The sequence below is a fragment of the Methylobacterium sp. 2A genome, assembly GCF_009806555.1.
GTDB lineage: Bacteria > Pseudomonadota > Alphaproteobacteria > Rhizobiales > Beijerinckiaceae > Methylobacterium.
Genome location: NZ_VUOK01000010.1, coordinates 155518 through 180743 on the forward strand (window position 1 = coordinate 155518; position 25226 = coordinate 180743).

The following is a 25226-nucleotide window of genomic DNA, read 5'->3' on the forward strand; positions in this document are numbered from 1 at the left end:
TTTCTCTAACGGGCTCAAGCCACCAAGTCGTCGAGATCGACACCGAGAGCCTCGGCGATCTTGCGATACGTGCCAACTGTGCCCTCTCGGGTGCCGGCCTCGATCTGAGATATCTCGGACAGCGTGATGTCCGCCCGTTGCGCAAGGGCTTCTGCCTCAAGGCCCCGGTGCTCGCGCCAGACGCGGATACGGTTCTCACCAGCAAGCAGGCGGTCCACCACGGCGCCGGGGACGAATTCTTCGTCCCCGGCATCGAAACGACGCCGGAAGGCGGCGACAGCAGCCCGGTCGGCCCCGTCCTCGGCGGCTTCCAGAAGCGCCGTGTAGGCGGATTCGGATAGGACGATCAGCCGCTCGCCCGACGGGGTGACAATGGTTTGAACAGCCATTGCAGGGCATCCAGTCCTTTCTCGACCGTGCGGGATCGGGCGCCTCCGGCTCCTGACCCGCGCCCTTTCCCGGACAGGTGGAGCGACAGCGGAACCTGATCCGGGACCTAGCACGAAAAGCGCCGCGTCAGCGGCACAGGTTAATCCAGATCGACGCTTCGCGACGTTTTGCGCTGGATCCCAGGTCGCATTCCGCTGGCGCTGCATGCGCCCGGGAAAAGGTCAGTGCGCGAACGAAGGCCGTGGTCGCCCGCGTTTCGATCGCTGTGCATGCCGACGTTCACGGCCCCGCCGGCTCGATCGTACCGAGGCGGCGCCGCCCCAGCGCCTTGGCCTTGAGCGCCAGGGCCGGCCGCTCGATCCCGTACCAGGACAGGGCCGCCACCGGCAGCGTCACGGCGAGGGCGGGCGCCAGCAGCGCGGGCCCAGACATCTGCGGCCACAGGGCGTGCAGACTCTGCTGGATCGGCCAGCCGTAGAGATAGACCCCGTAGGACAGATCGGCGGGCGGATCGAACAATCCGCGCGCCAGGGGCTCGAGGGCGAGCCAGACCACGCCGTAGGCCTCCGCCAGGAACAGCAGGGCCGGATAGGCCGGCGTCCGGGCGAGCACGAAGGCCCCGAAGGCGAGGCAGGCCAGGGCGGCACCGGAGATCCGCAAACGCTCGCGCCACAAATAGAGGCAGGCGCCGGCCGCGAAGATCAGGGGCAGGCGCAGGGCGGTCTCGGTGCCCTTGGGCAGGTTGGAACCCCGAAGCCCCCCCACGATGGCCAGCGCCAGCGCGAGCCCGGCGACGATCGCCAGGGCCGACCAGCGCCGCCGCAGCAGACCGCATAGGGCGGCGGCGAGGACGCCGAGATAGCACAGCACTTCGTATTTCAGCGTCCAGACCGTGCCGAGGGGCGCCCGGTACGGGTTGGACTCGAACACGCCGGGGAGGGCGGCGTTGCTCTTGAAGGTCGTCAGCGTCCCGCGGATGAACGACCACAGGTGCGGATCGCGCCAGTACTCGAAGACGGGCAGGCGGGTCAGCACGGCGCCGAGGCCGAGCGACACGACGAGGGTCGCGGCCGCCAGCCCGGGCAGGATCCGTAAGCTGCGGGCCAGCACGTAGTCGCGCATCCCGCGCCGCTCGCAGCTCATGGTCACGAGGAAGCCCGAGACGGCGAAGAAGCCGTTCACTGCGTGCTCGCCCAGCGTGTAGCCGGTGAGCCGGGCCAGGGGCTCGTCGCCGGCGGCTCCGGTCGCGACGCTGAAGGCGTGCGACACCACCACGGCGAGGGCCAGGGCCAGCCGCAGCCCGGTGAAGCCGTTGCGCCCGCCGAGGGCGGCGGAGATGGTCGGCGCACTCATCCGGGCAGGCCCTCGCGGGCGAGCGCGGTCCGGCCGCGCAGGAAGGCGAGGGCGCCGGCTGTCGAGCCGCCATAGCGCTCCAGCCCGCTCCGGCGCAGCACCAGGGCCGAGAGCAGCGCCTTCGGCAGGTTGGTCAGCAGGGTCGCGAGGCTCGGATCGGGCAGGCCGTATTTGCGGCTCACATAGGCCCGCGACCACGCCTGATGCCAGCGGGTGCGGAACACGCGGCCCCGCTCCGGCGCCGAGGAGCGGCCGCGGCCGTGCAGCGCCTCGGCGGCGTGGACATGGATCAGCGCCCGCCCGGCCTCGGCGATGCGCCGGCACAGGTCGTCGTCCTCGTAGAACAGGAAGATCCGCTCGTCGAAGCCGCCGAGGTCCAGGAACAGGCGGCGCGGCATCATCAGGCAGGCCCCGGAGAGGAACGGCGCGCAGGCATCCCCCTGCGGCAGCGCGAGCCGGCCGCCGGGATTGGTCAGATAGGGCGCAAGCAGCGAGCGCGCCTGGAAGAAGAAGCGCCCGTCGGGCTCGACCAGCCGCGGCGCCAGGAGGCCCGCATCCGGCCAGGTCCGCGCCGCCGTCAGCAAAGCGTCAACCGCACCCGGCCGCAGGATCACGTCCGGGTTGACGATCAGCACGTGCTCCGCGGTCTCCGCGGCCCGGACGCCCCGGTTGTTGGCGCGGCCATAGCCCTCGTTGCGGGCGTTGCGGATCACCCGCGCGCCGGCCTCCTCCGCGACGGCCACGGAGGCATCCCGGCTGGCGTTATCGACCACGATCGCCGGCACGTGCTGGCCGGCGAGCGCCGCGAGGCAGGCGGGCAGCGCCGCCGCGCTGTCATGCGCGACGACGATCGCGACGAGGCGCGGCACTGCGCGGCCGGGCTCAAGCCTTCTTCTCGGGCAGGTTCAGCCGGATGTGCAGCTCGCGCAGCTGCTTGGGCGTCGCCTCGGAGGGCGCACCCATCATCAGGTCCTCGGCGCGCTGGTTCATCGGGAACAGCACCACCTCGCGGATGTTCGGCTCGTTGCACAGGAGCATGACGATGCGGTCCACCCCCGGCGCGATGCCGCCGTGCGGCGGGGCGCCCATGCGGAGCGCGTTGAGCATGCCGCCGAACTTCTGCTCCAGCACCTCGTGGCCGTAGCCCGCGATGGCAAACGCCTTCTCCATCACGTCCGGACGGTGATTCCGGATCGCCCCGGAGGACAGCTCCACGCCGTTGCAGACGATGTCGTACTGGAACGCCTTGATGTTGAGGATGCGCCTGGTGTTCGGGCCGTTCTCATCCTCGGAGGCCAGTGCTCCGAGATCGAGCGCCAGGAACTCCTCGCGGTCGATGTTCGGCATCGAGAACGGGTTGTGGGAGAAGTCGATGCGCTTCTCCTCCTCGCTCCACTCGTACATCGGGAAGTCGGTGATCCAGCAGAAGGCGTACTGGTCCTTGTCGCACAGGCCCAGCTCGTCGCCGATGCGGATGCGCGCCTTCCCGGCGAGCCCGGCCGCCTTGCCCTCGACGCCGGCGGAGAAGAACACCGCATCGCCCGCCTTGGCCCCGGCCCGCTCGGCGATCAGCGCCTGCACCTCGGCCGGAATGAACTTGGCGATCGGCCCCTTGCCGGAGAGCTGGCCGTTCTCCTCCTCGAACACGACGTAGCCGAGGCCCGGCGCGCCCTCGGACCGGGCCCAGTCGTTGAGCTTGTCGAAGAACGAGCGCGGCTGGCTCGCCGCCCCGGTCGCCGGGATCGCCCGGACCACGCCGCCGGAGGCGATCACGCCCTTGAACGCCTTGAAGGCCACGTCCTCGCGGGCGAACAGGTCGGTCACGTCGGCGATGATCAACGGGTTGCGCAGATCCGGCTTGTCGACGCCGTATTTCAGCATCGAATCCGCGTAGGTGATCCGCGGGAATTCCTTGGTGACGCGCTTGCCCTCGGCGAATTCCTCGAAGACGCCGCGCAGCACCGGCTCCACCGCCTGGAACACATCCTCCTGGGTGACGAAGCTCATCTCGATATCGAGCTGGTAGAACTCGCCCGGCGAGCGGTCGGCCCGGGCATCCTCGTCGCGGAAGCAGGGGGCGATCTGGAAGTAGCGGTCGAAGCCCGCGATCATCGTCAGCTGCTTGAACTGCTGCGGCGCCTGCGGCAGCGCGTAGAACTTGCCGGGATGGACGCGCGAGGGCACGAGGTAGTCGCGCGCACCCTCGGGCGAGGAGGCCGTCAGGATCGGCGTCTGAAACTCGAAGAACCCGCCCGCGCGCATCCGCCGGCGAAGCGAGTCGATGATCGCGCCGCGCTTCATGATGTTGGCGTGGAGCTTCTCCCGGCGCAGGTCGAGGAAGCGGTAGCGCAGCCGCGTCTCCTCCGGATATTCCAGGTCGCCGAAGACCGGCAGCGGCAGCTCGCCCGCGGGCCCCAGCACCTCAAGGTCGTCGATGTAGACCTCGACTGCGCCGGTCGGCAGCTCGGGATTCTCGGTGCCGGCGGGCCGCGTGCGCACGCGGCCGTCGATCCGCACGACCCATTCCGAGCGGACGCCCTCGGCCGCCTTGAAGGCGGGGGAATCGGAATCGACCACGCACTGGGTCAGCCCGTAATGATCGCGCAGGTCGATGAAGAGCACGCCGCCATGGTCGCGGATGCGGTGGCACCAGCCTGAGAGGCGGACGGACTGCCCGACATCGGACGGGCGGAGCGCCCCGCAGGTGTGGGAACGGTAACGATGCATGACGGGCTTCTTCTGTGGGAAGGCCGGCACCATTCACGCGAGGCCCCCCAAGTCAAGCGCAGCGTCAGGCGCGGCCCGCGCCGGGTCCCGTCGCGAACCGCCTCCGCGGGCGCGGCCGGACTACCGGATAGGGCCGGCAATCCCCATATGATGTCCATGAACGACAACGCTTTTTTCCCGAAGGCGGTCGAGCCGGCGACGCCCCGCGACCCGCCGCCGCGTGCGTGGCGGACGCTACCGCTCGACGGCCGTTTCGACCTCGTCTACGAGGATGCGACCGGTGCCTGGAGCAACCGGTCCCTCGAGGCGCGCGAACTCAAGCTCGGACCGGGCCGGACGCTTCTCGGCGGCATCGATGCGCGCCGCGGCGGCTATCGCGGCTTCCGCGTCGACCGGATCCGCCGTCTCGTCGACGGGGCCACCGGCGAGCGGATCGAGACCGGCATCCTCGACCGGCTGCTCGGGCGCGCCGAAGCGCAACGCCGGGCCGCTGCCCTTCGGATCAAACGGCAGGCGCGGGCGCGCCGCAGGGCCACCGCGCGGCCGGTCGAGGCCTTTTCGTAAGGGGTTCGCGACGGGGAATGCGGGAAAAACCGGGGGCGCGGCGCCGGTTTCCCTCCCCAGCGCCGCGCCGGTTGCGTATAGCCGGTCCATGGACCTGATTTCTTCAACCGACGCGCTGCGGGACATCTGTACGCGTCTGGCCGCGCAACCCTTCGTGACCGTCGACACGGAGTTCATGCGCGAGACGACCTACTACCCCAAGCTCTGCCTGATCCAGATGGCAGCTCCGGACGGTACCGCCGTGCTGGTCGATCCCCTGGCGCCCGGGATCGACCTGAAGCCGTTCATCGAGCTGATGGCGGATACACGCACGGTGAAGGTCTTCCACTCCGCCCGCCAGGATCTCGAGATCGTCTGGATGCTGGGCGGGATCCTGCCGCACCCGTTCTTCGACACGCAGGTGGCCGCCATGGTGTGCGGCTACGGTGACTCCGTCTCGTACGAGCAGCTCGTCAACGACGTCGCCAAGGCCAAGATCGACAAATCCTCCCGGTTTACCGACTGGTCGCGGCGGCCTTTGTCGGACGCGCAGCTCACCTACGCGCTGTCGGACGTCACGCATCTGGTGAAGGTCTACGAAGTCCTCGTCGCCGAATTGCTGCGCACCGACCGCGGCGCGTGGCTCGACGAGGAGATGGCGGTGCTGACGTCGCCCGAGACCTACCGGGCCGAACCGGCCCAGGCGTGGCGGCGCCTCGCCGGACGCATGCGCAAGCCGCGGGAGATTGCCGTGTTGATGGAGGTCGCGGCGTGGCGCGAGAGCGAGGCGCAGACCCGCAACGTCCCGCGCGGGCGCGTCCTCAAGGACGAGGCGGTCATCGACATCGCCTCGGCCGCGCCCCGCAGCGTCGAGGCGCTGGGCCGCCTGCGCACGATCCCGGCGGGCTTCGAACGCTCCCGCACGGGCGCCGACATCCTCGCGGCCGTGGAGCGGGGCCTGTCGCGCGATACGGCCGACATCCGCATGCCGGAACGTCTCCGCCGCAGCGGCGGCAACGGGGCCATCGTGGAACTGCTGAAGGTGCTGCTGAAGGCGGTCTGCGAATCCGAGGGCGTCGCGCCGAAGATCATCGCGACCGTCGATGATCTCGAAGCCATCGCCGACGATGATGCGGCCGAAGTGCCAGCCCTCGAAGGCTGGCGGCGGATGCTGTTCGGCGAGAAGGCGCTGGCCCTCAAGCAGGGCCGGCTGGCGCTGTCCGTCGAACACGGCCGCATCGTCGTGCGGAATCTCGACGCGCCTCTTCCGATGGCGGGTTGCGGACCTGCCGATTGAGCGACTGCTGACGATTGCAGGGTAACGCGAGCACGCTGGCGTGACTCGGCCCGGCGGGTGGGATTAAGTGGCAATCCGATTGCCGTTCCTTCCCGCCCGTGCGTCCCGCGTATGTTCGAGCCGAACGAAGTCCTGAAGACGCTGACCGGCCGCGGTCTCGTTACGGCGGAGGGATGCGGTTCGGTTCGGGTTCGCTATCGCGTCGTCGTCGAGCGACGGGGAGGCGGGGTCGTCGCGTACGGCTCGCTGCACGGCAGCCACTCCAATTTGCGGCCCATCTGGCTCGAGCCGGACGCACAGCTACGGCTCGCCAATGGTCGTCGACTCAGCATCTCCGTCACGGACCTGATTGGTGACGCGGCGGAATTCGAGAGCACAGGCCCGATCGGCATCCTCTGACATCCGCAACCAGGGCGATCGGGATCGCCGAGCGCAAAGGCTCACCGCACGTGTCATTGACCGCCGATCGGCGCCCGACAGCCGGGACGATTCGGCAATTTGTCGCGCCCGATTGGCCCGGATGCCAAAGGATCCCGCATTTTCGAGCCTGCTGCGATGACGCGTATAAGTCTTACCTGCCTCAATACATCGCAGCTTTGCTGCAGAGCGATATCGCAACGCAGTTCACCACGATCGCCATGTGGGAGCGATCGTTGGCTATGCCGCCACTATCCGCGCGATCGCTGCATGCGGACCGGCAGTAACGCTGCACCCAGTGCAAGATCTGCATGGGTCGCGCTCGCGTGGCCGTGATCTCTTTCGCAAGGAACCGCCCGGCGATTGTGCGGCGCAACATTTCTTTTGGCGGCCCCGTGACGTTTGGCCGGCGTTTGTAACTTCAGAAGAAGCTTTCACCCTGTGTAGAGAACCGCGAAACAGCGAGTTGACGGCGCTCAAAAATCTCTTAAGGTCCGGGCAAGCCTCGGTTTCGAGGGAGCCGCATCAGGGATGGCGGCTCCTGGCCCAGGGGATCTGAAAGATCTCCCTCAGTCGACGAAGCCCGCTACCGAGGCGTCCATCCCTGTCGCAAACAGTCAGGTCGGGGTCCGAGCGGCACCCTTCTCTCAGTGTGCCGCGCGTATTCTCAAAGACTTGTCGGAGGAACCCATGAGAGCAGTGCATCTCCTTGCGCTCGGCGCGGGTGTCGCGGCGATTGCCGCGCCGGCGCTGGCCAATGAAAGCGTGATGAAGGGCATCGCCAACCCGGCGGAGCAAGTGCTCCAGACGGTTGATTACGCCAACACCCGCTATTCGAAGCTCGACCAGATCAACGCGTCGAACGTCAAGAATCTCCAGGTCGCCTGGACCTTCTCGACCGGCGTCCTGCGTGGCCACGAGGGCTCGCCGCTCGTCGTCGGCAACGTCATGTACGTGCACACGCCGTTCCCGAACATCGTGTACGCCCTCGACCTCGACCACGAGGCGAAGATCCTCTGGAAGTACGAGCCGAAGCAGGATCCGTCCGTGATCCCGGTCATGTGCTGTGACACGGTCAACCGTGGCCTGGCCTATGCCGACGGCGCCATCCTCCTGCACCAGGCCGACACCACCCTCGTGTCGCTCGACGCCAAGACCGGCAAGGTCAACTGGTCGGTCGTGAACGGCGACCCGAAGAAGGGCGAGACCAACACCGCGACGGTTCTGCCGGTCAAGGACAAGGTCATCGTCGGCATCTCGGGCGGCGAGTTCGGCGTGCAGTGCCACGTCACCGCCTACGACCTGAAGACCGGCAAGAAGGTGTGGCGCGGCTATTCCGAGGGCCCGGACGACCAGATGCTGGTCGATCCGGAGAAGACCACCTACCTCGGCAAGCCGGTCGGCAAGGATTCCTCGCTGAAGACCTGGGAAGGCGATCAGTGGAAGACCGGCGGCGGCTGCACCTGGGGCTGGTTCTCCTACGATCCCAAGCTCGACCTGATGTATTACGGCTCGGGCAACCCCTCGACCTGGAACCCGAAGCAGCGTCCGGGCGACAACCGCTGGTCGATGACCATCTGGGCGCGTAACCCCGACACGGGCGTGGCCAAGTGGGTCTACCAGATGACCCCCCACGACGAGTGGGACTATGACGGCATCAACGAGATGATCCTCACGGATCAGAAGATCGACGGCAAGGAGCAGCCGCTCCTGACCCACTTCGACCGCAACGGCTTCGGCTACACGCTGAACCGCGAGACCGGCGCCCTGCTGGTCGCCGAGAAGTACGACCCGGCCGTCAACTGGGCGTCCAAGGTCGATATGGACAAGGGCTCCAAGACCTACGGCCGTCCGCTGGTCGTGTCGAAGTACTCGACCGAGCAGAACGGCGAGGACACCAACTCCAAGGGCATCTGCCCGGCGGCCCTCGGGTCGAAGGATCAGCAGCCTGCGGCCTTCTCGCCGAAGACCAACCTGTTCTACGTGCCCACCAACCACGTCTGCATGGACTACGAGCCGTTCCGGGTGACCTACACCCCGGGCCAGCCCTATGTCGGTGCGACCCTCTCGATGTACCCGGCCCCGAATTCGCACGGCGGCATGGGCAACTTCATCGCGTGGGATGGCGTCAACGGCAAGATCAAGTGGTCCGACCCCGAGCAGTTCTCGGTGTGGTCCGGTGCTCTGGCCACCGCTGGCGACGTGGTGTTCTACGGAACGCTTGAGGGCTACCTGAAGGCGGTCGACGACAAGACCGGCAAGGAGCTGTTCAAGTTCAAGACCCCGTCGGGCATCATCGGCAACGTGATGACCTACCAGCACAAGGGCAAGCAGTACGTGGGCGTCCTCTCGGGCGTCGGCGGCTGGGCGGGTATCGGCCTCGCGGCCGGCCTGACCGACCCGAATGCCGGCCTCGGCGCGGTGGGTGGCTACGCGGCTCTGTCGCAGTACACCAACCTCGGCGGCCAGCTGACCGTCTTCGCCCTGCCGAACTAATCGGCCGCAGGGTCCACGATGACAACCGTGCCGGCGCGGGCTTCCGCGCCGGCACTCTTATGATTAGACTTTCTCGCAAGAGGCTGTCGCTCGGTGGAAGACGAAAGGCCTCGGAACAGGGAGACAGATGCGTTGCTCAACCTCAGCAAGATCGTAACGCGGCCCGTTATCGCCGCCCTCGCCCTAGCGACCGTTTCCACGGTTGCCGTACATGCTGAGGATGCCAAGCCCGCTGCCGACCCCAAGTTCGCCAACTCGTTGAACGCGAACGACAAGACCGCCGAGCAGGACCCCAAATTGCTCGCCGCGGATGCCGCCGTGAAGGTGGAGGACGGCAAGTATATGGATGCCGAGGGTCACCCGACCTTCCACGTGACCCAGGACGGCAAGATGCTCGACTGGTATAGCTATTCGGGATACCGCCGCTATCACGCCGAGTGCCATGTCTGCCACGGCCCGGACGGCATGGGCTCGACCTACGCCCCGGCGCTGAAGGATTCGCTGAAGCATCTCTCCTACGAGGAGTTCATCGGCATCCTGGTCGGCGGCAAGCAGGACGTGAACGCCGCCGAGCAGAAGGTCATGCCGGCCTTCGGCGACAATAAGAACGTCATGTGCTACTCGGACGACCTGTACGTCTATCTGAAGGCGCGCGCCGCCGGGGCGATCGGGCGTATCCGTCCCTCCGAGCACGAGGACAAGCCCGACGCGGCCAAGAAGGCCGAGAAGGAGTGCATGGGCTTCTGATGGCGCCCCTTGCCCGGATCGTCGCCCTCTGCGCCCTGTCCTTGACGACGGCGCAGGGGGCACTCGCCCAGCACCTGCCGGACATGGTGACGACGGACGTGCTGCGCGTCTGCGGGGACCCGGGCAACATGCCGTTCTCCGAACGCAAGGAGGACGGATTCGAGAACAAGATCGCGGCGATCATCGCCGACGAGTTGAAGATCAAGGTCCGCTATTACTGGCTGACGCAGGGACCCGGTTTCGTGCGCAACACGCTCGGAACCGGCCTCTGCGACCTGATCATGGGCCAGGCCTTCGGCAGCGACCTCGTCCAGACCACCAATCCCTACTACCGCTCGGCTTACACGCTGATCACCCGGGCCGGCGAGTTCGACGGCATCACCGCCCTCGACGACCCACGCCTGAAGGGCAGAAGCATCGGCGTGATCGCCGGCACGCCGCCCGTCAACCGGATGGGCGAGCTCGGCCTGGTCTCGACCATGAAGGCCTACGCGCCCTATCAGCTCGATCCGGCCCGCAAGTACCAGACCGTGGCGGCCGAGATCGTCGCGGCGCTCGCCGCCAAGGAGATCGACGCGGCCGTGCTCTGGGGCCCGGCGGCGGGCTGGCTCGCCAAGCAATCCGGCACCGCGATGACCGTGGTACCGCTGCTCAAGGAGCCGGAGCGGCCGCCGATGGCCTACCGGATCGCCATGGGCGTCCGGATCGGCGAGAATGACTGGAAGCGCACCCTCAACACCGTGCTGCGCAAGCGCAAGGCCGATATCGACAAGGTCCTGCGCGACTACGACGTGCCGCTCCTCGACGAGGAAGAGAACAAGCTGGCCCAGCCCGGCGAGCGGTGAGCGGGTTCAGGCCCGCTCGATACCCGTCCGATCAAGCTTCTCCAAGGCATCGACCACGCGCTCGCCGCCGATGACGAGATCCGGCGCGATCTCGGCCAGCGGCACCAGCACGAAGGCCCGTTCCCGCACGTAGCGGTGCGGCAGGACGAGGCGGGCATCGTCCACGGCGGCGCCCTCATAGGCCAGCACGTCGATGTCGATGACCCGCGGCCCCCAGCGCTCCTCGCGCACGCGGCCGAGATCCTGCTCGACCTTGAGGCAGGCATCCAGCAGGCCGTGCGGATCCAGATCCGTATCCACCGCCACCGCGCCGTTGAGGAACCAGGGCTGATCGGTCTTGCCCCAGGGCGGCGTGCGGTAATCGGCCGAGCGCGCCAGGACCCGGATGCCCGGCGTCGCGGCGAGCCCCGCCACGGCTCGATCGAGCATCGCGGCCATGTCGCCGATATTGCTGCCGATGCCGAGATAGGCCTTCATGCCTGCGCTCCGCGGTGGCGGACGATTTCGATGCTGACGCCGTCCAGGATCGCCGGGACCGGGGCACTGGGCTTGTCGACCCGCACGGCGATCGCCTCCACGCGCCTGTGCCGTTCGAGGATCGTCGCCGCGATTGTCTCCGCAAGCGCCTCGATCAGGTTGAACCGCCGCTCCGTGGCGATCTCGACGACGATCTGCGTGAGATCCGCGTAGCTCACCGTGCCGGTGACGTCGTCGGAGCGGCCCGCCTCGCCGAGATCCAGGCGGGCTTCGAGGGAGATGTAGAAGCGCTGGCCGAGCACCGCCTCCTCGGGCAACAGGCCATGCCGGCCGAACACGGCGATCCGCGTCACGCGGATAAGATCGCCCGCCATGCTCACTGCACCTCCGGCCGCATCACCGCATCGACGACGCGCATCGCCTCGACATGGGCCGCCACGTCATGCACCCGCACGATGTCCGCGCCGAGCGTCGCCGCGACGGCGTGGGCCGCGAGCGACCCGGTGAGGCGATCAGCCGGACGGGTCTCGCGGTCGTGCAGCCGCCCGAGGAGCGATTTGCGGGAGACGCCGACCAGCACCGGGAAGCCCAGCGCGCGGATCTCCGGCAGCCGCCGCAGGGCTTCGAGATGCTGCGCCCAGGTCTTGCCGAAGCCGATCCCGGGATCGAGCACGATGTTGGAATCGTCGATCCCGGCGCGATGCGCGATGCCGAGCGAGCGCTCGAAGAAGGCCAGCATGTCGGCGATGATGTCGACACCCGCGTCGATCGTCTCGCGGTTGTGCATGATGATCACCGGCGCCCCGTGGGCGGCCGCAACCGTGGCGATATCGGGTTCGCGCTGCAGGCCCCAGACGTCGTTGACGATCCGCGCCCCCGCCTCCAGAGCGACACGGGCCGTGGAGGCCTTGTAGGTGTCGATGGAGATCGGCACCGCAATCCGCGGCGCGACGGCGCGGATCACCGGCAGGACGCGGGCCTGCTCCGCCTCGGCCGGCACCGGGACGTGGCCGGGCCGGGTCGATTCACCGCCAATGTCGAGGATCGCGGCGCCCTCCGCCACCAGCCGCTCGGCCTGGGCGATGGCCGCTTCCTCGCCGGCGAACAGGCCGCCATCGGAGAAGGAATCGGGGGTGACGTTGAGGATGCCCATCACCAGCGTGTGCCCGCCGAGATCGGGAAGCAGGTCGGACAGGCCGGGGGAGGGGGTCACGGTGCGGGTCCCGTTCACATGCGCGGTTCGGGGCCCGGTTTGCGCGAATCGCGGGGCCGGCGCAACGCCGGCCCCATCCGCTCACCCGTGGTAGCAGCGGATCTCGGCCTCGGCCTGGGCGCGGCGGAGTTCGGCGACCTTGTCGTCGAAGATCTTGGTCGACTTGAACTCGTTGGCGCGGTTGCCGATGCCCTGCCGCATGGACAGGATCGTGCTCGCCTGGACGTACTTGTCGTAGGGCAGGATCGCGGCGAGCTGGTCGAGCGAGCAGGAGCATTTCTGCAGGCTGTCGCGGGTCTGGCCGTTGGCCGCCATGCAGCCGAACACGTAATCGACCCGCGCATCGGTCGGGTAATCGTTCTCCTCGGCCGCCCAGCCGGCCAGCCCCGACAGGGTCAGGGCGAGGACGGCCAGCGCGCCGCTTTTAGCCAGCTTTCTGGTCATAGTTCAGCTTCTCCTCCAGCAACTCGCCGCCGTCCTGGTTCTTCGAGGACGCCTCGATCGAGACGATCTCGCCGGGGACCGACGGGGCCGTGACGAAGGTATAGGTCATGTCGTCCATGCCGCGCATGCGCTGCGCCATCGCGTCGCCGGCGAAGGGTTTCGTGACCACCTGCCAGCCGTCGACCTCCTTGCCGCCGACAGTGACCTTCGTCGGCGTGACCACCGCCTTCTCACGCAGGCCCTTCCGGATCGCGAGCTTCAGGTAGCGCGGGTTCGCTTCCAGCACCTTGGCCAGCCCCCGGAGGTGGTTCTCCAGGAACAGGGACACGACGGGGTTACCCGCCATATCCTCGAACGGGCCGGCCGGCACGCGATTCAGCCCCGAGAACATCGTGACGCTGATGTCCCTTGCATCCGGGTTCTTGCCCGGCTCGACCTTCAGGGTCAGCGTGTCCTGCAACGGCGCCCCGAACGGCCCGCCCGCAATGCCGGAGCGGCGCAGGTAATCGTACGTGATCGTCGATCCCGGCGTCGTGTTCTTCATCTGCGGCTGGTCGAACAGCAGATCGGCCGCGCTCGGCGCAGCCGCGGCGTTGGCCTGGGTCACGGTGGCGGGTTTCGGTGCATCCTCGGCGAAGGCGGGCAACGCGGCCAGCGCCAGCACGAGGGCGGTCGTGGCAACAAGTCTCACGAGTGGACGTCCTCCTTGAACGGCGACCGGACGTTGCTGCCGATCGTCCGATAGACGTAATCGGGCGGGTTCTCGGCCGCCTCCTCGACGGCGAGCGCCCGCACCTTGGCGTGGAGTGGGGAGAGCGAGCAGGCCGGATCTGTCGCCGCAGCGTCGCCGGCCAGCGCCAGCGCCTGGCAGCGGCAGCCGCCCCAATCCTTCTCCCGCCGGTCGCAGGAGCGGCAGGGCTCCTTCATCCAGTCCGTGCCGCGATAGGCGGTGAAGGCGGGGGAGTCGCGCCAGATCTCGCCCAGGGAATGATCGTTGACGGTCCAGAATTCCAGGCCCGGGATCGTCTCGGCGGCGTGGCACGGCAGGACCTTGCCCTGGGGCGTGACGTTCATGAGCTTGCGGCCCCAGCCGCCCGCGCAGGCCTTCGGGTACTTCGCGTAGTAATCCGGCACCACGAGGTCGATCACGAGCTGACCCTTCAGCCGCTCGCGCGCCGCCTCGACGATCCGGATCGACGCGTCCACCTGCGCCTTGTCGGGCATCAGGGCGGCGCGGTTGACGTAGGCCCAGCCGTAATACTGCGTGTGCGCGACTTCGAGCCGCTTGGCACCCATCGTGACCGCGAGATCGATGAAGCCCGGCACCTCGTGGATATTGCCGCGATGGATGACGGAGTTGAGGGTCAGCGGCAGCCCCAGTTCCACCACCTTGGCGGCAAATTCGAATTTCTGGGGCTGCGCATTCTTGAGACCGCCGATCTTCTCGGCGTTCTGCGCATCGACGCCCTGGACCGACAGCTGCACGTGGTCGAGCCCGACATCGTAGAGCGCCTGCAGCTTGGCCAGCGCACCACCGACTCCCGACGTAATCAGGTTCGAATACAGGCCGAGATCCGCACAGGTCTTGGTGATCTCGACGATGTCGTTGCGCGCCGTCGGCTCGCCGCCGGACAGGTGGACATGGAGCACGCCGAGACCCGCAGCCTCCGTGAGGACCCGCTGCCACGTCGCCGTGTCGAGCTCGCCGGAGCGGCGGTCGAGCTCCAGCGGGTTCGAGCAATAGGGGCAGCGCAGCGGGCAGCGATGGGTCAGCTCAGCGAGCAGTCCCACCGGTGCCGGCGCCTCGGGCCGGTTCGGCGTGATGGCGTTCATCGCTCAAGGACTCGTTTCTCAGCCAAGCCCTCGAGCATCACCAGGATGTCGGACTCGATGGCCCGGGGATCGGCCGCGTAGGTCTTGCCCAGCTCGTCGGCGATCGCCGCCACGCTGCGGGTGCCGTCGACCAGCTTGAGGACCGCCACAGCGTTGTCGTCGAGGTCGAAGGTGCGTTCGGGGGCCAGCAGGACGTATTTGCCGCGGGTCTCGTCATGGCGCAGCCGCACGCCCCGGGGGAGCCGCGGACGATCCTCGGCCACCATCTTGCGGCTGCCGCCCGCCGCCTGGACCGGCGCCCTCTCCGCAACGAGGCCTTCGCCCGGACGCCACGCATCCGGCGGGATCATCCCGGGCGCGACATAGGCGAAGTACAGGGCATCGAGCTGCGTCCAGAGGACGTTGCACTTGAAGGTCAGCGCCGCCATCGCCTGACGCTGCAATTCCGGCGTGGTCGCGTGCCGCTTCACGTAGTCGAGGGCGAAATCGGCATCCCGGGGCGCTTGAGTGAGGCGCTTGTCGAAATAGGCCAGCGTGTCCTTGGTGATGAAGTCGTAGTTCTTCAGCATCCCGGCGACGCGCTCGGAGATGATCGTCGGCGAGAACATCTCGGTCAGCGACGAGGCGATCGCCTCCAGCAGGCTCTTTTCGGAAACGAAGTGGACATAGGCCTCCACCGAGAACTTGGTCGCCGAGAGGATGCCGCGGGTCGAGAGCACGTAATCCCGGTCGAAGCCGACGCCCTCGGCGAGTTTGAGCCAGCGCTCGATGCCGCCATCGCCCTCGTGGTCGCCGTCATGGTCGACGATGCGCTGGCGCCAGATCCGCCGGAGCGACGCGTCGGTCATCCGGGCAAGGACGGCCGCATCCTTCACCGGGATCATCGCCTGGTAGTAGTAGCGGTTCAGCGCCCAGGCCCGGACCTGATCCTTCGACAGCTTGCCGTCATGGAGCAGGCGGTGAAACGGGTGCAGGTTGTGGTAGCGGCGTGCGCCGATATCGCGGAGCGCCGCCTCCAGCTCCTCGCGGCTCAGGAGACGCTGGCTCTCGGCGGTGTCGGGGGTCGGGAAGACTGCGTTCATGGCGTATCCGGCGTCCGTTCTCGGGTCGCGTTTCCTGTGTCGTCCCGCCCTCGGCAACGGGGCGTGTTCCTGAACGTGAAGACGATATAGTGCCGACAACCGGTCGTCCCAACCGTCTCACCCGCCGAGATGTTCTGAAACGTCGTCTGAGATCCTGCCCAGGTTTTCCAATCCACCCCTCATCCTGAGGTGCCGGAGCGCAGCGAAGGCCTCGAAGGAGCCCTCCAGCTGGCCGGGCGATCCCTGGAGCCCTCCTTCGAGGCCGCTCCGCGGCACCTCAGGATGAGGGGTGGATGGTAGGCCTATAATCCTATAGCGACACGCTCAGGCCGTCATGCGCCACCGTCCAGCCGGCCGCCTCGACATCCTGCCGCTCCGGGGATCCCTCGACCAGCACCGGGTTGGTGTTGTTGATGTGCACGAAGATCCGCCGGCCGATCTCGGTTGCCGCCAGGGCGTCGATCGAACCGTTTTCCCCGCGCATCGGCACGTGCCCCATGCGCCAGCCGGTCTTCGTCCCGACACCGGCCCGGATCATGTCGTCGTCGTGCAGGACAGTGCCGTCGAACAGCAGCGCGTCCACGCCGGCGATGCGCGCCCGCAAGCCATCGGTCACGCGGGCGCAGCCGGGGATGTAGGCGAGGCGCCGTCCGCCGGCCTCGATCAAAGCGCCGACCGTCGTCTCGGTCTCGGCACCGATCTCCATGGTCTCGTCTTCCAGCCACAGCGGCACCTTGCCGGGGACCGGGAACAGCGTGACCGACAGGCCGGGCAACGGCTCGAACCGCTCATCCATGCCGATCGCCTGACGGGCCACGACGCCTTCGGCCATCACGTCGAAGACGCGGTTGGCGTTCACCGAATCGAGGATTCCGCGCGTGGCGTAGAGCGTGTAGGGCTGGCCCTCGCGCAGGGTGAGCAGACCCGCCACGTGATCGACGTCGCCGTTGGTCAGGAGCACGGCGCGGATCGGCGAGTGGCGCAGGCCCTCGCGCGGATGCATCGCGTGATTGTCGAAAAGCTGTTGCCGGATGTCCGGCGAGGCGTTGATCAGCAGCCAATCCGCCCCGTCCGCGGAGACCGCGATGCTCGACTGGGTCCGAGGCCGCACCCGGTCCGGCTCGGACCGCGCCAGCGTGCAGATGGGGCAGCGGCAATTCCACTGGGGAAGGCCGCCGCCGGCCGCGGAACCGAGGATCACGACGCGCATGGTGCGGCTCCCGAGATCCCCGGCCCGTGAAACTCAGTTGAAGGTGTCGATCTCAGCCGACTCGTAGCTCGTCACTTCCATGCCGACGCAGATCTCGGACACGACGGGGGCAGCCCACTTCATGGTGTTTCTCCTTGGCGGTATCCTCACCGAGCGTCAGGCGGATCCTAAGAAGACCCTAAGACACTGATGGCGCTTTCGTTTTTCGGCGCGGAACCGGTATCGACCATTCACGCACACGCTTCAAGCACGAAATTGCCGGATCCTCCCAAATTTTTCGTGAGACGCGTGCTAAAGATCCAGAAACCAACCAGAAACGTCGGCAATTAAGACTTAAGTACAGTCGCTCATTGCCGAAAGTCCGGACCACGCAATTCTAGCATGAAGCCCTTACCGCGCACGGTCGTCAGGGCTGGACCACCATAGCGCACGAAATCGGCCATCTTCGAGCGCAGGTAGCCGATGTAGACGTCCACCACGTTGAGCGAGAGGCCGCCCTGGCTGGCCCAGAGCCGGTCGAAGATGTCCGCTCGGGAGACCGGCTTGCCGATGCTCTCCATCAGCATGGCGAGCAGATCGGCCTCGCGGGGGGTGAGGCGGGCGATGGCCTCGCCGCAGCTCGCCTGCCGGGTGTCGAGGTCGAGGATCAGCCGGCCCGCCGTGATCCGCGAGCGCGGCGCCTCGGCCTGCTCGCGCCGCATCAGGTGGGTGCGCAGGCGCGCCACCAGCTCGTCGAACTCGAAGGGCTTCACGATGTAGTCGTCGGCGCCGAGCGCCAGACCCTCGGCGCGGTCGCGGATCTCGTCGCGGGCGGAGAGGAACAGGATCGCGCCGGGGAACCCGCCCTCCCGCAGGGATCGGCAGACATCGTGGCCCGACCCGTCCGGCAGGTTGATGTCGAGGAGCACGGCGCCGGGTGCCGGATCGTGCGCGGCCTTCAACGCCTCATCGACGCAGGCCGCCGTGCCGACCTCGAACCCCTCCGCCTCCAGGCCGCGGGCCAGGAGGCCGCGGATGTCGATATCGTCCTCGACGATCAGGATCCGCGTCATGCGGCCGGCTCCCTCTCCTGTGCGGCGCCAGCCGTGTCGCCGGCCGTGCCGGGATTCCATGCCGGATCGAGCGCCGGAATGTCCAGGCTCACGCGGGCGCCGTGCCCCTCCGATCCGGCACCCAGGTGGATTGTCCCGCCATGCTGCTCGACGATCCAGCGCGCCAGGGCGAGGCCGATGCCAAAGCCGGTTTCGTCGGGCCCCGCGCCGGCACCGCGCCTGAAGCGCTCGAACAGCTCGGCCTCGGAGGCACTGAAGCCCGGCCCGTCATCCGTCACGGTGATCCGGCCCGCAGGACCGGGGATGGCCGCCAACGCAACCTCCACGCGGGTGAGACCGGCGGCATGGCGCAGGGCATTGTCCACGAGGCTCTCGACGGTCTGCCGGATCCACTCGCGATCGGCGACGCACTCCACATCCTGGGTCCCCGGATCGAGGGTGAGGGCGACCCGGCGGCGGGCGGCCTCCGAGGCCATGTTGTCCACCGCCTCCGACAGCACCAGCGCCAGCCCGAGCGGGCGCTTGTCGAAGGCGATCTCGCCGGTCTCCGAGCGGGCAACCCGCAGCAGGTCCTCGACCCGCAGCTTCAGGCGCTGCGCCCGCTTCCTGATTGTCGCGAAGACCGGCCCGGGATCGGCACCACGGGAGGCACCCCGCAGGGCGAGGTCGCACTCGCCCAGGATCACGGTCAGCGGGGTGCGCAGCTCGTGGCTGACATCGGCGAAGAAGCGCCGCCGCGACTGGTCCACGGATTCGAGGCGGGCATTGGCGGCGCGCAGATCCGCCGTCCGGGCCGCGACGGTATCCTCCAGCGCCGCCCGATCGGCCGCGACCCGCGATTCCCGCCGGGCGAGGCGGGCCGCCATGCGGTTGACGTTGGTCATCAGCAGGCCGAGCTCGTCCCGCGTCGCCACGGAGAGGCGCGTGTCGAGGGCACCATGGCCGATGGCGCTCGCGGCCCGGCGCACCTCCTCGATCCGCGCCAGGGTCGGCCGGGTGACGCCGCGATAGAGGATCGCCAGCAGCACGAGGGCCGCGGTCACCGCTGCGGCGGCGGCGAGGCGCAGGCGCTCTGACAGGGCGCGGGCCTGCTCGGAGCCGAGCGCCATGCTGCGCCGCTCGGCCTCGATCAGGAAGGAGAGCGGCTGGCCCGTCATGGCGCCGAAGCCGTTGAGCGCGCCCTTGATCGAGTCCTGACGCTTCTCAGAGTCGGACTGCCGGCTGATCAGCGCCACCTGCCGGTCGAGGATGGCGCGGGCCGCGCGCAGCTGCGCCATCGGGCGCGTCCGGGCCGCATACTGCATCCGGTCGGCGGGATCGTCGCTCGGCGGGAAGCTCTTCGCCAGGGCCTCGTCGACGGTCCGCAGGGCGCGGTCGGCATTGTCGCGGGCGATCGCCATCGCCTCGGGCTGGCCGTCGGGATTGCCCACGGTCTCGACGGCGGCCAAACCGAATTGCGTGAGGCGTCCGGACAGCTCGGCGAGCAGTTCCAGCCGCCGCTGCGCTTCGAGCGTCCGGTCGACGGTCCGCTCGGCCGCGCCGATCGCCGCGAGCGCGGCCACGGCGGCGAGCATCACCACGATGGCGGTGCCGCCCAGAAGCAGCGCGAAGCGGGTCTTCAGCGAGCGCATGGTCGCGCCCCTGCCTCGAAAGCTGACGCCCGTTGACCCGCCCCCGCCCTCATCCTGAAATGCGGCGAAGCCGCCTCGAAGGAGCCCTCCAGCCGGCCGTGCGATACCTGGATCCCTCCTTCGAGGCCTCCGCTGCGCTCCGGCACCTCAGGATGAGGTGGTGGGTGGGGGAAGCGTGGTCCGGACATCGGTCCCGCTCAGAGATCCTTCGGCAGGCTGCCCTTGGCGGCGCAGCGCCAGCGCGCGACATGCCATTCGGGATGGGATTCTTGCCACGTCGCCAGCGCGCTCTGGGAATTGCGCAGGCAGACGAAGGGGCTCGACGCCCCGGAGGACATCTCGATCCGGTCCTCGCGGCAGGTCGAGGGCTGGGCGACGAGGCAGATCGACAGCAGCAGCAGCATGGGCGCGTTCCCGGGCTGCCGGCCTCGTGCGGGCCGGCTTGATCCGGAGCATAGGACGCGTCCACGCCCCTTGCCCAGGCGGCGTCAGGCCGCGACCCAGATCTCGCCCTTGGCGATGGTGGCGAGGTCGCCCGAATAGCGCCGCAGGGGCTTGGCGAGGAGGTCGGCGTGCTCCGGGCTGAGGCCGCGCAGGGCCTGAGCCAGCAGGCGCAGGAACACGAGATCGTGCGCGCCGGTCTCCACGAAGGTCTCGGCCATCCGGCCGTGGGCGCCCAGCAGAAGCGTCCCGCGACGCATGCCGAGGCCGGGATGGTCGCCGACCGTGAGCGCCGCCAGGGTGCCGGCGATCATGCGCGAGCCCGCGAGGTTTCCCGCGCGCCCCGCGAGGATCGTCCCGCGCCGCATCCGGTCGCCGAGATGCGCGCCCGCCGTGCCGCGGATGATCAATGTCGCCCCGTCGAGGCCGGCCTTGGCAGCGTAGACCGCACCGCCCGCGTAATCGCCAGCGTCGCCCTCGATCGTGATCGTGCCGCCGGTGGCGCCGGAGGCCGCATAGGGCCCGGCATTCCCGGTGACCGTCAGGCTGCCGCCCGCCATGCCGGCGCCGAGGCGCTGGCCGACATCGCCGGTCACCCGGATCGTCCCCTCCGACAGGGAGGCGCCGACCCGGTCCAGGCGTTCGTGGCCGCCCTCGACGGTGAGGATATCGGACCCGTCGAGGGACACGGAGAAGCAATCGCCGAGGCGCACGCCGGTCCGGGTCGTGCCGACCTCCAGGCGCTCGGCTTCGCCCTGCGTGAGGCGGCTCAGCGCCAGCGGATTGACGTTCAAGAAATCCAGCCGCTCGGGCGGCGCTTGCCGCAGGGTGAGGGTGCTCACGGCTCAGCCCTCCGGCTCGGCGTCGTCATCTTGGCGTCGTCGCGCGCGATCAGGTCGCGCAGGTGGTAATGGTGGCGGCCGAGATTGCCGCCGTAATTGCCGGCCGTCACGGCGATCAGCCCGTGCTTTCCGCCAATCTCGGTCGCCGCATGCAGGCCAGCGCGCATCGAGTCGGACACGCCCTGCGAGGTCAAGGCGTCGATCACGATCTCCAGCACCACGCCACATTCCGGCGGCAGCGCCGAGCCGGCCCGCCCCTTGAGGGTCGGGCAATAGGCATCGTTGGTGGAGGCCATCATGCCCTTGGTCCGTCCGCCGACCTTCGAGCCGGAGCGCACGATGCCGCCCGGGAAGGGCAGGATCGCACCCGGAACCGCCTTGGCGGCCTCCACGGCGACTTCGGCCACCTTCAGCGTCTCGGCATGGGTCCGGCCGAGGAACAGCAGATTGCCGCCGCCGACCGCGCCCTCGACGGCGCGGACCGAATCCTCGCACAGGAACTCGCCGTCCATGACCGGGATGCGCCAGTAGCGCCGCTCCTTGCCGGTCGCGTCGGGCAGGCGCTTGGCCACCGCGAAGCCGTCGCCGAAATAGCGGATCGCGCCGCCGAGCTTGATCTTGGTCGGCCCCTCGACGCCCGCGTAGCAGGCGGTGCCCGGGCAGGTGAGGATGCACTGGCCGACCCGCTTGATCAGCTGCTCCTTGAGTCCGTTCGGCTCAAAGCCGAACAGCAGGATGCGCACGCCCGGCCGCCCATCCGGGGTCTCCTCCGGCGACAGCTCGGCGTCGATCCCGGCCTCGGCGCCGCAGCCGATCACCGAGGTGGCGAAGCCCGTCATCGTGGTGGCGGCGATCATCGCCCATTTGGCGGTGTCGTTCGTGACGATGATGGCCGTGCCGGCCACGTCGAACGCCTCCGCGAAGGTGTCGATGACCCGGATGCCGTTGAGGGAGAGGTCAGACATTGTTTTCGGATTTCCGCGACGGCCAAATCCCTTCCCCCTCTGCGGGGGAGGATGGCCCCTGCGTCAGCAGGGGTCGGGTCGGAACGAAGTCCCACAAGGGAGGAGCGCCGCTGCCAGAAAGGTCGCGCCGGGAGCCGAAACCCAAAGCGTCGCGCCGCCCCTCTCCCCTCCTGCTCCGCAGGGTACCCTCCCCCGCAGAGGGGGGAGGGAGGGGGGCGTGCGTTATACCCGACATGGCACCGCCTCGAAATTATCCGTGCCCTCGCCGAACGCGGCATCGGGCACCGCGAAACTGTCGAGGCCCTCGCCGAACCGTTCCGTGAGGTAGGTGTCGGCGCGCTTGGCCATGGCCTTGTCGGCCTCCACGGTGAGCGACAGCGTGCGTCCGGAACGCCAGTCCACGATTTCGCCGTCCTCGACGATCGGCACGCCGTCCTTGAGGACGAGCTTGGCGGCGGTGAACATCGCGGTACGATTGGCGTCGTCCCGGTAGACCGCGACGTCGGCGCGCGCGCCGGCCCGCAGGTGGCCGCGGTCCGCGAGCCCGAGAAGCTTGGCCGGCCCGGAGCGGGTCAGCTGCGCGATCTCCGAAAGCGTGTATTCCCGCTCCAGCCCCGGCAGGCCCGAGCGCTCGCCCACGATCTTGGGCAGCGTCGCGATCTCGCGGTCGCGTTCGGACTTGTCCATCAGCAGGTGGATGATGCGCGGATACTGCGTGAACGGGCCGCCATTCGGATGGTCCGTGGTCAGGATCGTCCGCTCCGGATCGGTGGAGAGCAGCATGATCTCCAGGCCGATCGCCCATTGCAGCGAACTGGTCGGGCCGCGCGGCCGGTACAGGAACGGCACCACGCCGCCGCCCTCGGCGTCGCCCGCGTTCAGCACCCACTTCTTGGGATTGGCGCCCTTCCGCCCCGCGAACTGCCGGAGAATGTCGAGGGACACCGTGACCGTCTGGCCGAACACCACCTGCCCGATATCCAGGGTGGCGTTCGGGTTGTCGGTGATGGCTTGCGCGATCCGCTCGGCCGCCGAGCGGAAGCCGCCGGTGCCGGGATTGGCCGGATCGACCGCGCCGTAGGCGTAGAACTGGGCGTGGGCGAAGTGGATCCGCCGACCCTCGGCTGCATCGAGCGTCGCGATGAAGCTGTCATCGGCGCCCGGCAGGCCAAGGTTGTTGCAGTGGACGTGGAGCGGGTGCGGGACGCCGATCTCCTCGACCGCGTCGAGGAGCGAGCCCATGATCTGGCGGGTCGAGAGCCCGTAGCAGGGGATCTCGTCGTCGAGCGACAGGCGAAGCGCCCCGTCCTTGAAGGCCGAGGCGCCGCCCGCGTTGATGCACTTCACGCCGAGGCCACGCGACTGGGCGACCGACAGGGCGACGAGGTCGCGCACCGCGTTGCCGCCCTGGCGCTCGCGCAGCATCTGCAGAAGCTGATCGTCGTTGCCCATCACGGTCAGCGCGCCGCGGTCGAGCAGCGGAATGTCGGCGAGTTCGAGCTGTGTCGCCAGCGCGTGGGTCGGCGGCATCGCGGGCTCGACCGCGGTGGTATAGCCCATCCGCGCATAGGTCGAGCCGATCCAGGCCGCGGCCCCGCCGGCATGCGCGAAGGGATGCCCCTCGGGCGCCGCCTCGCTCACGTAGAGGTCGGGCAGGAGCAGCCGCGAGGTGATCACGTTGCCGCCCGCGATATGCGAATGCACCTCGACGCCGCCGGCCATCACCACGCAGCCCGCCGCGTCGATGACGGCGTCGGCCTCGCGGCCCGGCGGATCGATGATCTGGCCGTCCTCGATCCAGACATCCCCCACGGAATCGCGGGACGTGGTCGGATCGACGACGCGCCCGCCCCGGATCACGCTCAGCATGCGGGTTCACTCCTCGACGCGGCTTGGCCCGTGATCAGGCGCTCCTTCAGGGCGCCGAGGATCGACGCGGCCGACGGCAGATCCGTGGGCGCCGAGGCCGGCCAGTAGGTCAGTGCGGCGCGCGGTTCGTTCCACAGAACTCCGCCGTGATCACGGCCGGGCTGGCCGACCGCGATCACCACTTCGGCGGCTTTCGCCTCACCATCTGGGACGAGCGCCACGGACGGGACGGCGGACAGCCAGTCCGGGCGCGCCGCCGGCACGGAGGCGAGCCACAGGACGGCATCGGCTTCGCCGGCGGCGACCTGCCGGGCGGCGTCGAAGCGCCAGGGATCGTGCTCGGGCACGCGGCGGCCGAAACCGCTGCGCGGCGCCTGACCGGTCATCCAGGCCGAGACGGGCACGACCGCCCGGTCCTGTCCGATGCCGCCGGTGGCGAGGGTGAAGCAGCGCGTCGTCTCGCTCAGCTCCATGGCGAGGCCCTGGAGCATCTCGATGCCGGCCTCGCCGAGCTCGGCGGGATCGTAGAGGAGGACGCCATATTGCGCGGCGGCCAGCCGGGCCGCGATCTGCCCGGGGAGCGCGTCACCGGCGAGATGGCCACGGGCATAGGCACGCAGCACGCCCACGGCTTCCGCCAGACCGCCCGCGGCGGGCCATGCCACGGACGCGGTGGCGTTCGCGCCGACGGCCAGGAGCGCGCGATCTGATCCTGCAGCACGGCCGCGGGTCGGCTTCGTGTCGATCAGGCGCTTCATCAGCGGCGCCTGCCAGGGGGCGGCGCCCACCACAAGCACGACGTCGGCGCGTCCGACCGCCTCGGCCGGCGTCGACGTCAGGGCGCCGACCCGGCTCAGCGCGCCGAGTTCGGCATAGGTCCCGACCGCACCGGCGGTGTCGACGGAGGCGCCGATGCGCCCCGCGAGATCGTAGGCCGCGCGAATCGCGGCCACATCGGCGCTCAGGCCGGCGATCACCGGCGCGCGCGCCTTGGCGAGCAGGGATGCGGCCGCCTCGATGGCGGTGCCCGCGTCCGTCGCGCCACCCTTCACCCAGGCTGCCATGCTCCCTCTCGCGCCGTTCTTGTCTTGGATTCGGAGCGGGCGACGGCCGTAAGACCGGACGAAGCGAGCCACCCCGAAACCGGGTCCCCGCAGTGTCGGAATGGCACGCCCGCCCGTCAAGTTCCGGGCAGACGGCAAACTCGGCACGCCATCGCAAGACCTAGGTTTGCATTCATCGGCCCATCGCGGCAAGGGGGTCCCGCGGGAATGCCAGGGCAATCGCTTCAGCGTGAGGAGGTTTAGGTTCGCGGTCGGGGCGTTTTGTGATTCAGGCGGCGGCTTGCCTCT

The 25226-nt window shown here is 68.8% G+C and carries 26 protein-coding genes; 6 read left to right on the forward strand and 20 right to left on the reverse strand.

Annotated elements, in window-relative coordinates; genetic code table 11:
• Positions 1 to 14: 14 nt before the first annotated feature.
• From FVE89_RS05850 to aspS, 4 genes are all read right to left on the reverse strand, one after another.
• On the reverse strand, positions 15 to 389 hold the full coding sequence (locus FVE89_RS05850; protein ID WP_160533098.1) for a helix-turn-helix transcriptional regulator: 375 nt from the start codon (positions 387 to 389) through the stop codon (positions 15 to 17).
• 280 nt (positions 390 to 669) lie between these two features.
• Entirely contained in the window at positions 670 to 1743 is a 1074-nt protein-coding gene (locus tag FVE89_RS05855; protein ID WP_160533099.1) for an acyltransferase, read from the reverse strand.
• A complete protein-coding gene (locus FVE89_RS05860) occupies positions 1740 to 2612 on the reverse strand; it encodes a glycosyltransferase family 2 protein (RefSeq protein WP_160533100.1) in 873 nt (290 codons plus the stop codon). Before FVE89_RS05860 ends, FVE89_RS05855 begins: the two co-directional genes overlap by 4 nt.
• 13 nt (positions 2613 to 2625) lie before the next feature.
• Positions 2626 to 4470: an aspartate--tRNA ligase gene (gene aspS / locus FVE89_RS05865; protein ID WP_160533101.1), complete on the reverse strand. Its 1845-nt coding sequence runs from the start codon at positions 4468 to 4470 to the stop codon at positions 2626 to 2628.
• 156 nt (positions 4471 to 4626) lie between these two features.
• Here aspS and FVE89_RS05870 point away from each other — a divergent pair, with 156 nt between their 5' ends.
• From FVE89_RS05870 to xoxJ, 6 genes are all read left to right on the forward strand, one after another.
• Positions 4627 to 5034: a hypothetical protein gene (locus FVE89_RS05870; protein ID WP_246730509.1), complete on the forward strand. Its 408-nt coding sequence runs from the start codon at positions 4627 to 4629 to the stop codon at positions 5032 to 5034.
• Between the two features lie 88 nt (positions 5035 to 5122).
• The gene (gene rnd / locus FVE89_RS05875) at positions 5123 to 6310 is read left to right on the forward strand and encodes a ribonuclease D (RefSeq protein ID WP_160533103.1); all 1188 of its coding nucleotides are present in this window, start codon (positions 5123 to 5125) and stop codon (positions 6308 to 6310) included.
• Between the two features lie 111 nt (positions 6311 to 6421).
• Positions 6422 to 6709 carry a hypothetical protein gene (locus FVE89_RS05880; RefSeq protein WP_160533104.1) on the forward strand — a complete coding sequence of 96 codons (288 nt, stop codon included), beginning with the start codon at positions 6422 to 6424 and terminating at the stop codon, positions 6707 to 6709.
• 708 nt (positions 6710 to 7417) lie between these two features.
• A complete protein-coding gene (xoxF1, locus tag FVE89_RS05885; protein ID WP_160533105.1) occupies positions 7418 to 9223 on the forward strand; it encodes a lanthanide-dependent methanol dehydrogenase XoxF1 in 1806 nt (601 codons plus the stop codon).
• A gap of 132 nt (positions 9224 to 9355) precedes the next feature.
• On the forward strand, positions 9356 to 9970 hold the full coding sequence (locus tag FVE89_RS05890; protein WP_160533106.1) for a c-type cytochrome, methanol metabolism-related: 615 nt from the start codon (positions 9356 to 9358) through the stop codon (positions 9968 to 9970).
• Entirely contained in the window at positions 9970 to 10815 is an 846-nt protein-coding gene (gene xoxJ / locus FVE89_RS05895; RefSeq protein WP_202130608.1) for a rare earth element methanol dehydrogenase accessory protein XoxJ, read from the forward strand. Before FVE89_RS05890 ends, xoxJ begins: the two co-directional genes overlap by 1 nt.
• Before the next feature lie 6 nt (positions 10816 to 10821).
• Here the strand turns inward: xoxJ and folK are convergent, their stop codons facing one another.
• From folK to FVE89_RS05975, 16 genes are all read right to left on the reverse strand, one after another.
• A complete protein-coding gene (folK, locus tag FVE89_RS05900) occupies positions 10822 to 11292 on the reverse strand; it encodes a 2-amino-4-hydroxy-6-hydroxymethyldihydropteridine diphosphokinase (RefSeq protein ID WP_160533108.1) in 471 nt (156 codons plus the stop codon).
• Positions 11289 to 11666, reverse strand: coding sequence for a dihydroneopterin aldolase (gene folB / locus FVE89_RS05905; protein ID WP_160533109.1), 378 nt, complete (start codon positions 11664 to 11666; stop codon positions 11289 to 11291). The genes folK and folB overlap by 4 nt, the downstream gene beginning before the upstream one ends.
• A gap of 2 nt (positions 11667 to 11668) precedes the next feature.
• Positions 11669 to 12505, reverse strand: coding sequence for a dihydropteroate synthase (gene folP, locus FVE89_RS05910; protein WP_160533110.1), 837 nt, complete (start codon positions 12503 to 12505; stop codon positions 11669 to 11671).
• Between the two features lie 81 nt (positions 12506 to 12586).
• A complete protein-coding gene (locus FVE89_RS05915) occupies positions 12587 to 12949 on the reverse strand; it encodes a hypothetical protein (RefSeq protein WP_160533111.1) in 363 nt (120 codons plus the stop codon).
• Positions 12930 to 13640, reverse strand: coding sequence for a hypothetical protein (locus FVE89_RS05920; protein WP_160533112.1), 711 nt, complete (start codon positions 13638 to 13640; stop codon positions 12930 to 12932). The genes FVE89_RS05915 and FVE89_RS05920 overlap by 20 nt, the downstream gene beginning before the upstream one ends.
• Positions 13637 to 14782: a pyrroloquinoline quinone biosynthesis protein PqqE gene (gene pqqE / locus FVE89_RS05925; RefSeq protein ID WP_160533113.1), complete on the reverse strand. Its 1146-nt coding sequence runs from the start codon at positions 14780 to 14782 to the stop codon at positions 13637 to 13639. Before pqqE ends, FVE89_RS05920 begins: the two co-directional genes overlap by 4 nt.
• Positions 14779 to 15864, reverse strand: coding sequence for a pyrroloquinoline-quinone synthase PqqC (pqqC, locus tag FVE89_RS05930; RefSeq protein ID WP_160533114.1), 1086 nt, complete (start codon positions 15862 to 15864; stop codon positions 14779 to 14781). Before pqqC ends, pqqE begins: the two co-directional genes overlap by 4 nt.
• A gap of 310 nt (positions 15865 to 16174) precedes the next feature.
• Positions 16175 to 17074, reverse strand: a complete 900-nt coding sequence (gene pqqB, locus FVE89_RS05935; protein ID WP_160533115.1) for a pyrroloquinoline quinone biosynthesis protein PqqB — start codon at positions 17072 to 17074, stop codon at positions 16175 to 16177.
• Positions 17075 to 17107: 33 nt separating this feature from the next.
• Positions 17108 to 17197, reverse strand: a complete 90-nt coding sequence (gene pqqA / locus FVE89_RS05940) for a pyrroloquinoline quinone precursor peptide PqqA (RefSeq protein ID WP_007564431.1) — start codon at positions 17195 to 17197, stop codon at positions 17108 to 17110.
• A gap of 224 nt (positions 17198 to 17421) precedes the next feature.
• Positions 17422 to 18126, reverse strand: coding sequence for a response regulator transcription factor (locus FVE89_RS05945; protein WP_160533116.1), 705 nt, complete (start codon positions 18124 to 18126; stop codon positions 17422 to 17424).
• Entirely contained in the window at positions 18123 to 19757 is a 1635-nt protein-coding gene (locus FVE89_RS05950; RefSeq protein ID WP_160533117.1) for an ATP-binding protein, read from the reverse strand. Before FVE89_RS05950 ends, FVE89_RS05945 begins: the two co-directional genes overlap by 4 nt.
• Positions 19758 to 19954: 197 nt before the next feature.
• Positions 19955 to 20161, reverse strand: a complete 207-nt coding sequence (locus tag FVE89_RS05955) for a hypothetical protein (protein ID WP_160533118.1) — start codon at positions 20159 to 20161, stop codon at positions 19955 to 19957.
• An 84-nt stretch (positions 20162 to 20245) separates the two neighbouring features.
• On the reverse strand, positions 20246 to 21040 hold the full coding sequence (locus FVE89_RS05960; RefSeq protein WP_160533119.1) for a formylmethanofuran dehydrogenase subunit C: 795 nt from the start codon (positions 21038 to 21040) through the stop codon (positions 20246 to 20248).
• Positions 21037 to 22005 (reverse strand): formylmethanofuran--tetrahydromethanopterin N-formyltransferase, encoded by a 969-nt coding sequence (fhcD, locus tag FVE89_RS05965; RefSeq protein WP_160533120.1) that lies wholly within the window; start codon positions 22003 to 22005, stop codon positions 21037 to 21039. Before fhcD ends, FVE89_RS05960 begins: the two co-directional genes overlap by 4 nt.
• A 222-nt stretch (positions 22006 to 22227) precedes the next feature.
• Complete coding sequence (locus FVE89_RS05970; protein WP_160533121.1) at positions 22228 to 23874, reverse strand: formylmethanofuran dehydrogenase subunit A; 1647 nt, start codon at positions 23872 to 23874, stop codon at positions 22228 to 22230.
• Positions 23868 to 24938, reverse strand: a complete 1071-nt coding sequence (locus FVE89_RS05975; protein ID WP_160533122.1) for a formyltransferase — start codon at positions 24936 to 24938, stop codon at positions 23868 to 23870. The genes FVE89_RS05970 and FVE89_RS05975 overlap by 7 nt, the downstream gene beginning before the upstream one ends.
• Positions 24939 to 25226 lie beyond the last annotated feature (288 nt).

Excerpts from the sequence above, each read along its gene's own strand:
- pqqA (WP_007564431.1), bottom strand. The coding sequence starts at position 17,197 with ATGAAGTGGGCTGCCCCCGTCGTGTCCGAGATCTGCGTCGGCATGGAA.
- rnd (WP_160533103.1), top strand. The coding sequence starts at position 5,123 with ATGGACCTGATTTCTTCAACCGACGCGCTGCGGGACATCTGTACGCGT.
- pqqE (WP_160533113.1), bottom strand. The coding sequence starts at position 14,782 with ATGAACGCCATCACGCCGAACCGGCCCGAGGCGCCGGCACCGGTGGGA.
- FVE89_RS05855 (WP_160533099.1), bottom strand. The coding sequence starts at position 1,743 with ATGAGTGCGCCGACCATCTCCGCCGCCCTCGGCGGGCGCAACGGCTTC.
- aspS (WP_160533101.1), bottom strand. The coding sequence starts at position 4,470 with ATGCATCGTTACCGTTCCCACACCTGCGGGGCGCTCCGCCCGTCCGAT.
- folB (WP_160533109.1), bottom strand. The coding sequence starts at position 11,666 with ATGGCGGGCGATCTTATCCGCGTGACGCGGATCGCCGTGTTCGGCCGG.
- folK (WP_160533108.1), bottom strand. The coding sequence starts at position 11,292 with ATGAAGGCCTATCTCGGCATCGGCAGCAATATCGGCGACATGGCCGCG.
- FVE89_RS05915 (WP_160533111.1), bottom strand. The coding sequence starts at position 12,949 with ATGACCAGAAAGCTGGCTAAAAGCGGCGCGCTGGCCGTCCTCGCCCTG.
- FVE89_RS05950 (WP_160533117.1), bottom strand. The coding sequence starts at position 19,757 with ATGCGCTCGCTGAAGACCCGCTTCGCGCTGCTTCTGGGCGGCACCGCC.
- FVE89_RS05945 (WP_160533116.1), bottom strand. The coding sequence starts at position 18,126 with ATGACGCGGATCCTGATCGTCGAGGACGATATCGACATCCGCGGCCTC.
- pqqB (WP_160533115.1), bottom strand. The coding sequence starts at position 17,074 with ATGCGCGTCGTGATCCTCGGTTCCGCGGCCGGCGGCGGCCTTCCCCAG.
- pqqC (WP_160533114.1), bottom strand. The coding sequence starts at position 15,864 with ATGAACGCAGTCTTCCCGACCCCCGACACCGCCGAGAGCCAGCGTCTC.
- FVE89_RS05970 (WP_160533121.1), bottom strand. The coding sequence starts at position 23,874 with ATGCTGAGCGTGATCCGGGGCGGGCGCGTCGTCGATCCGACCACGTCC.
- FVE89_RS05870 (WP_246730509.1), top strand. The coding sequence starts at position 4,627 with ATGAACGACAACGCTTTTTTCCCGAAGGCGGTCGAGCCGGCGACGCCC.
- FVE89_RS05975 (WP_160533122.1), bottom strand. The coding sequence starts at position 24,938 with ATGGCAGCCTGGGTGAAGGGTGGCGCGACGGACGCGGGCACCGCCATC.
- fhcD (WP_160533120.1), bottom strand. The coding sequence starts at position 22,005 with ATGTCTGACCTCTCCCTCAACGGCATCCGGGTCATCGACACCTTCGCG.
- FVE89_RS05880 (WP_160533104.1), top strand. The coding sequence starts at position 6,422 with ATGTTCGAGCCGAACGAAGTCCTGAAGACGCTGACCGGCCGCGGTCTC.
- FVE89_RS05850 (WP_160533098.1), bottom strand. The coding sequence starts at position 389 with ATGGCTGTTCAAACCATTGTCACCCCGTCGGGCGAGCGGCTGATCGTC.
- xoxJ (WP_202130608.1), top strand. The coding sequence starts at position 9,970 with ATGGCGCCCCTTGCCCGGATCGTCGCCCTCTGCGCCCTGTCCTTGACG.
- FVE89_RS05955 (WP_160533118.1), bottom strand. The coding sequence starts at position 20,161 with ATGCTGCTGCTGCTGTCGATCTGCCTCGTCGCCCAGCCCTCGACCTGC.
- xoxF1 (WP_160533105.1), top strand. The coding sequence starts at position 7,418 with ATGAGAGCAGTGCATCTCCTTGCGCTCGGCGCGGGTGTCGCGGCGATT.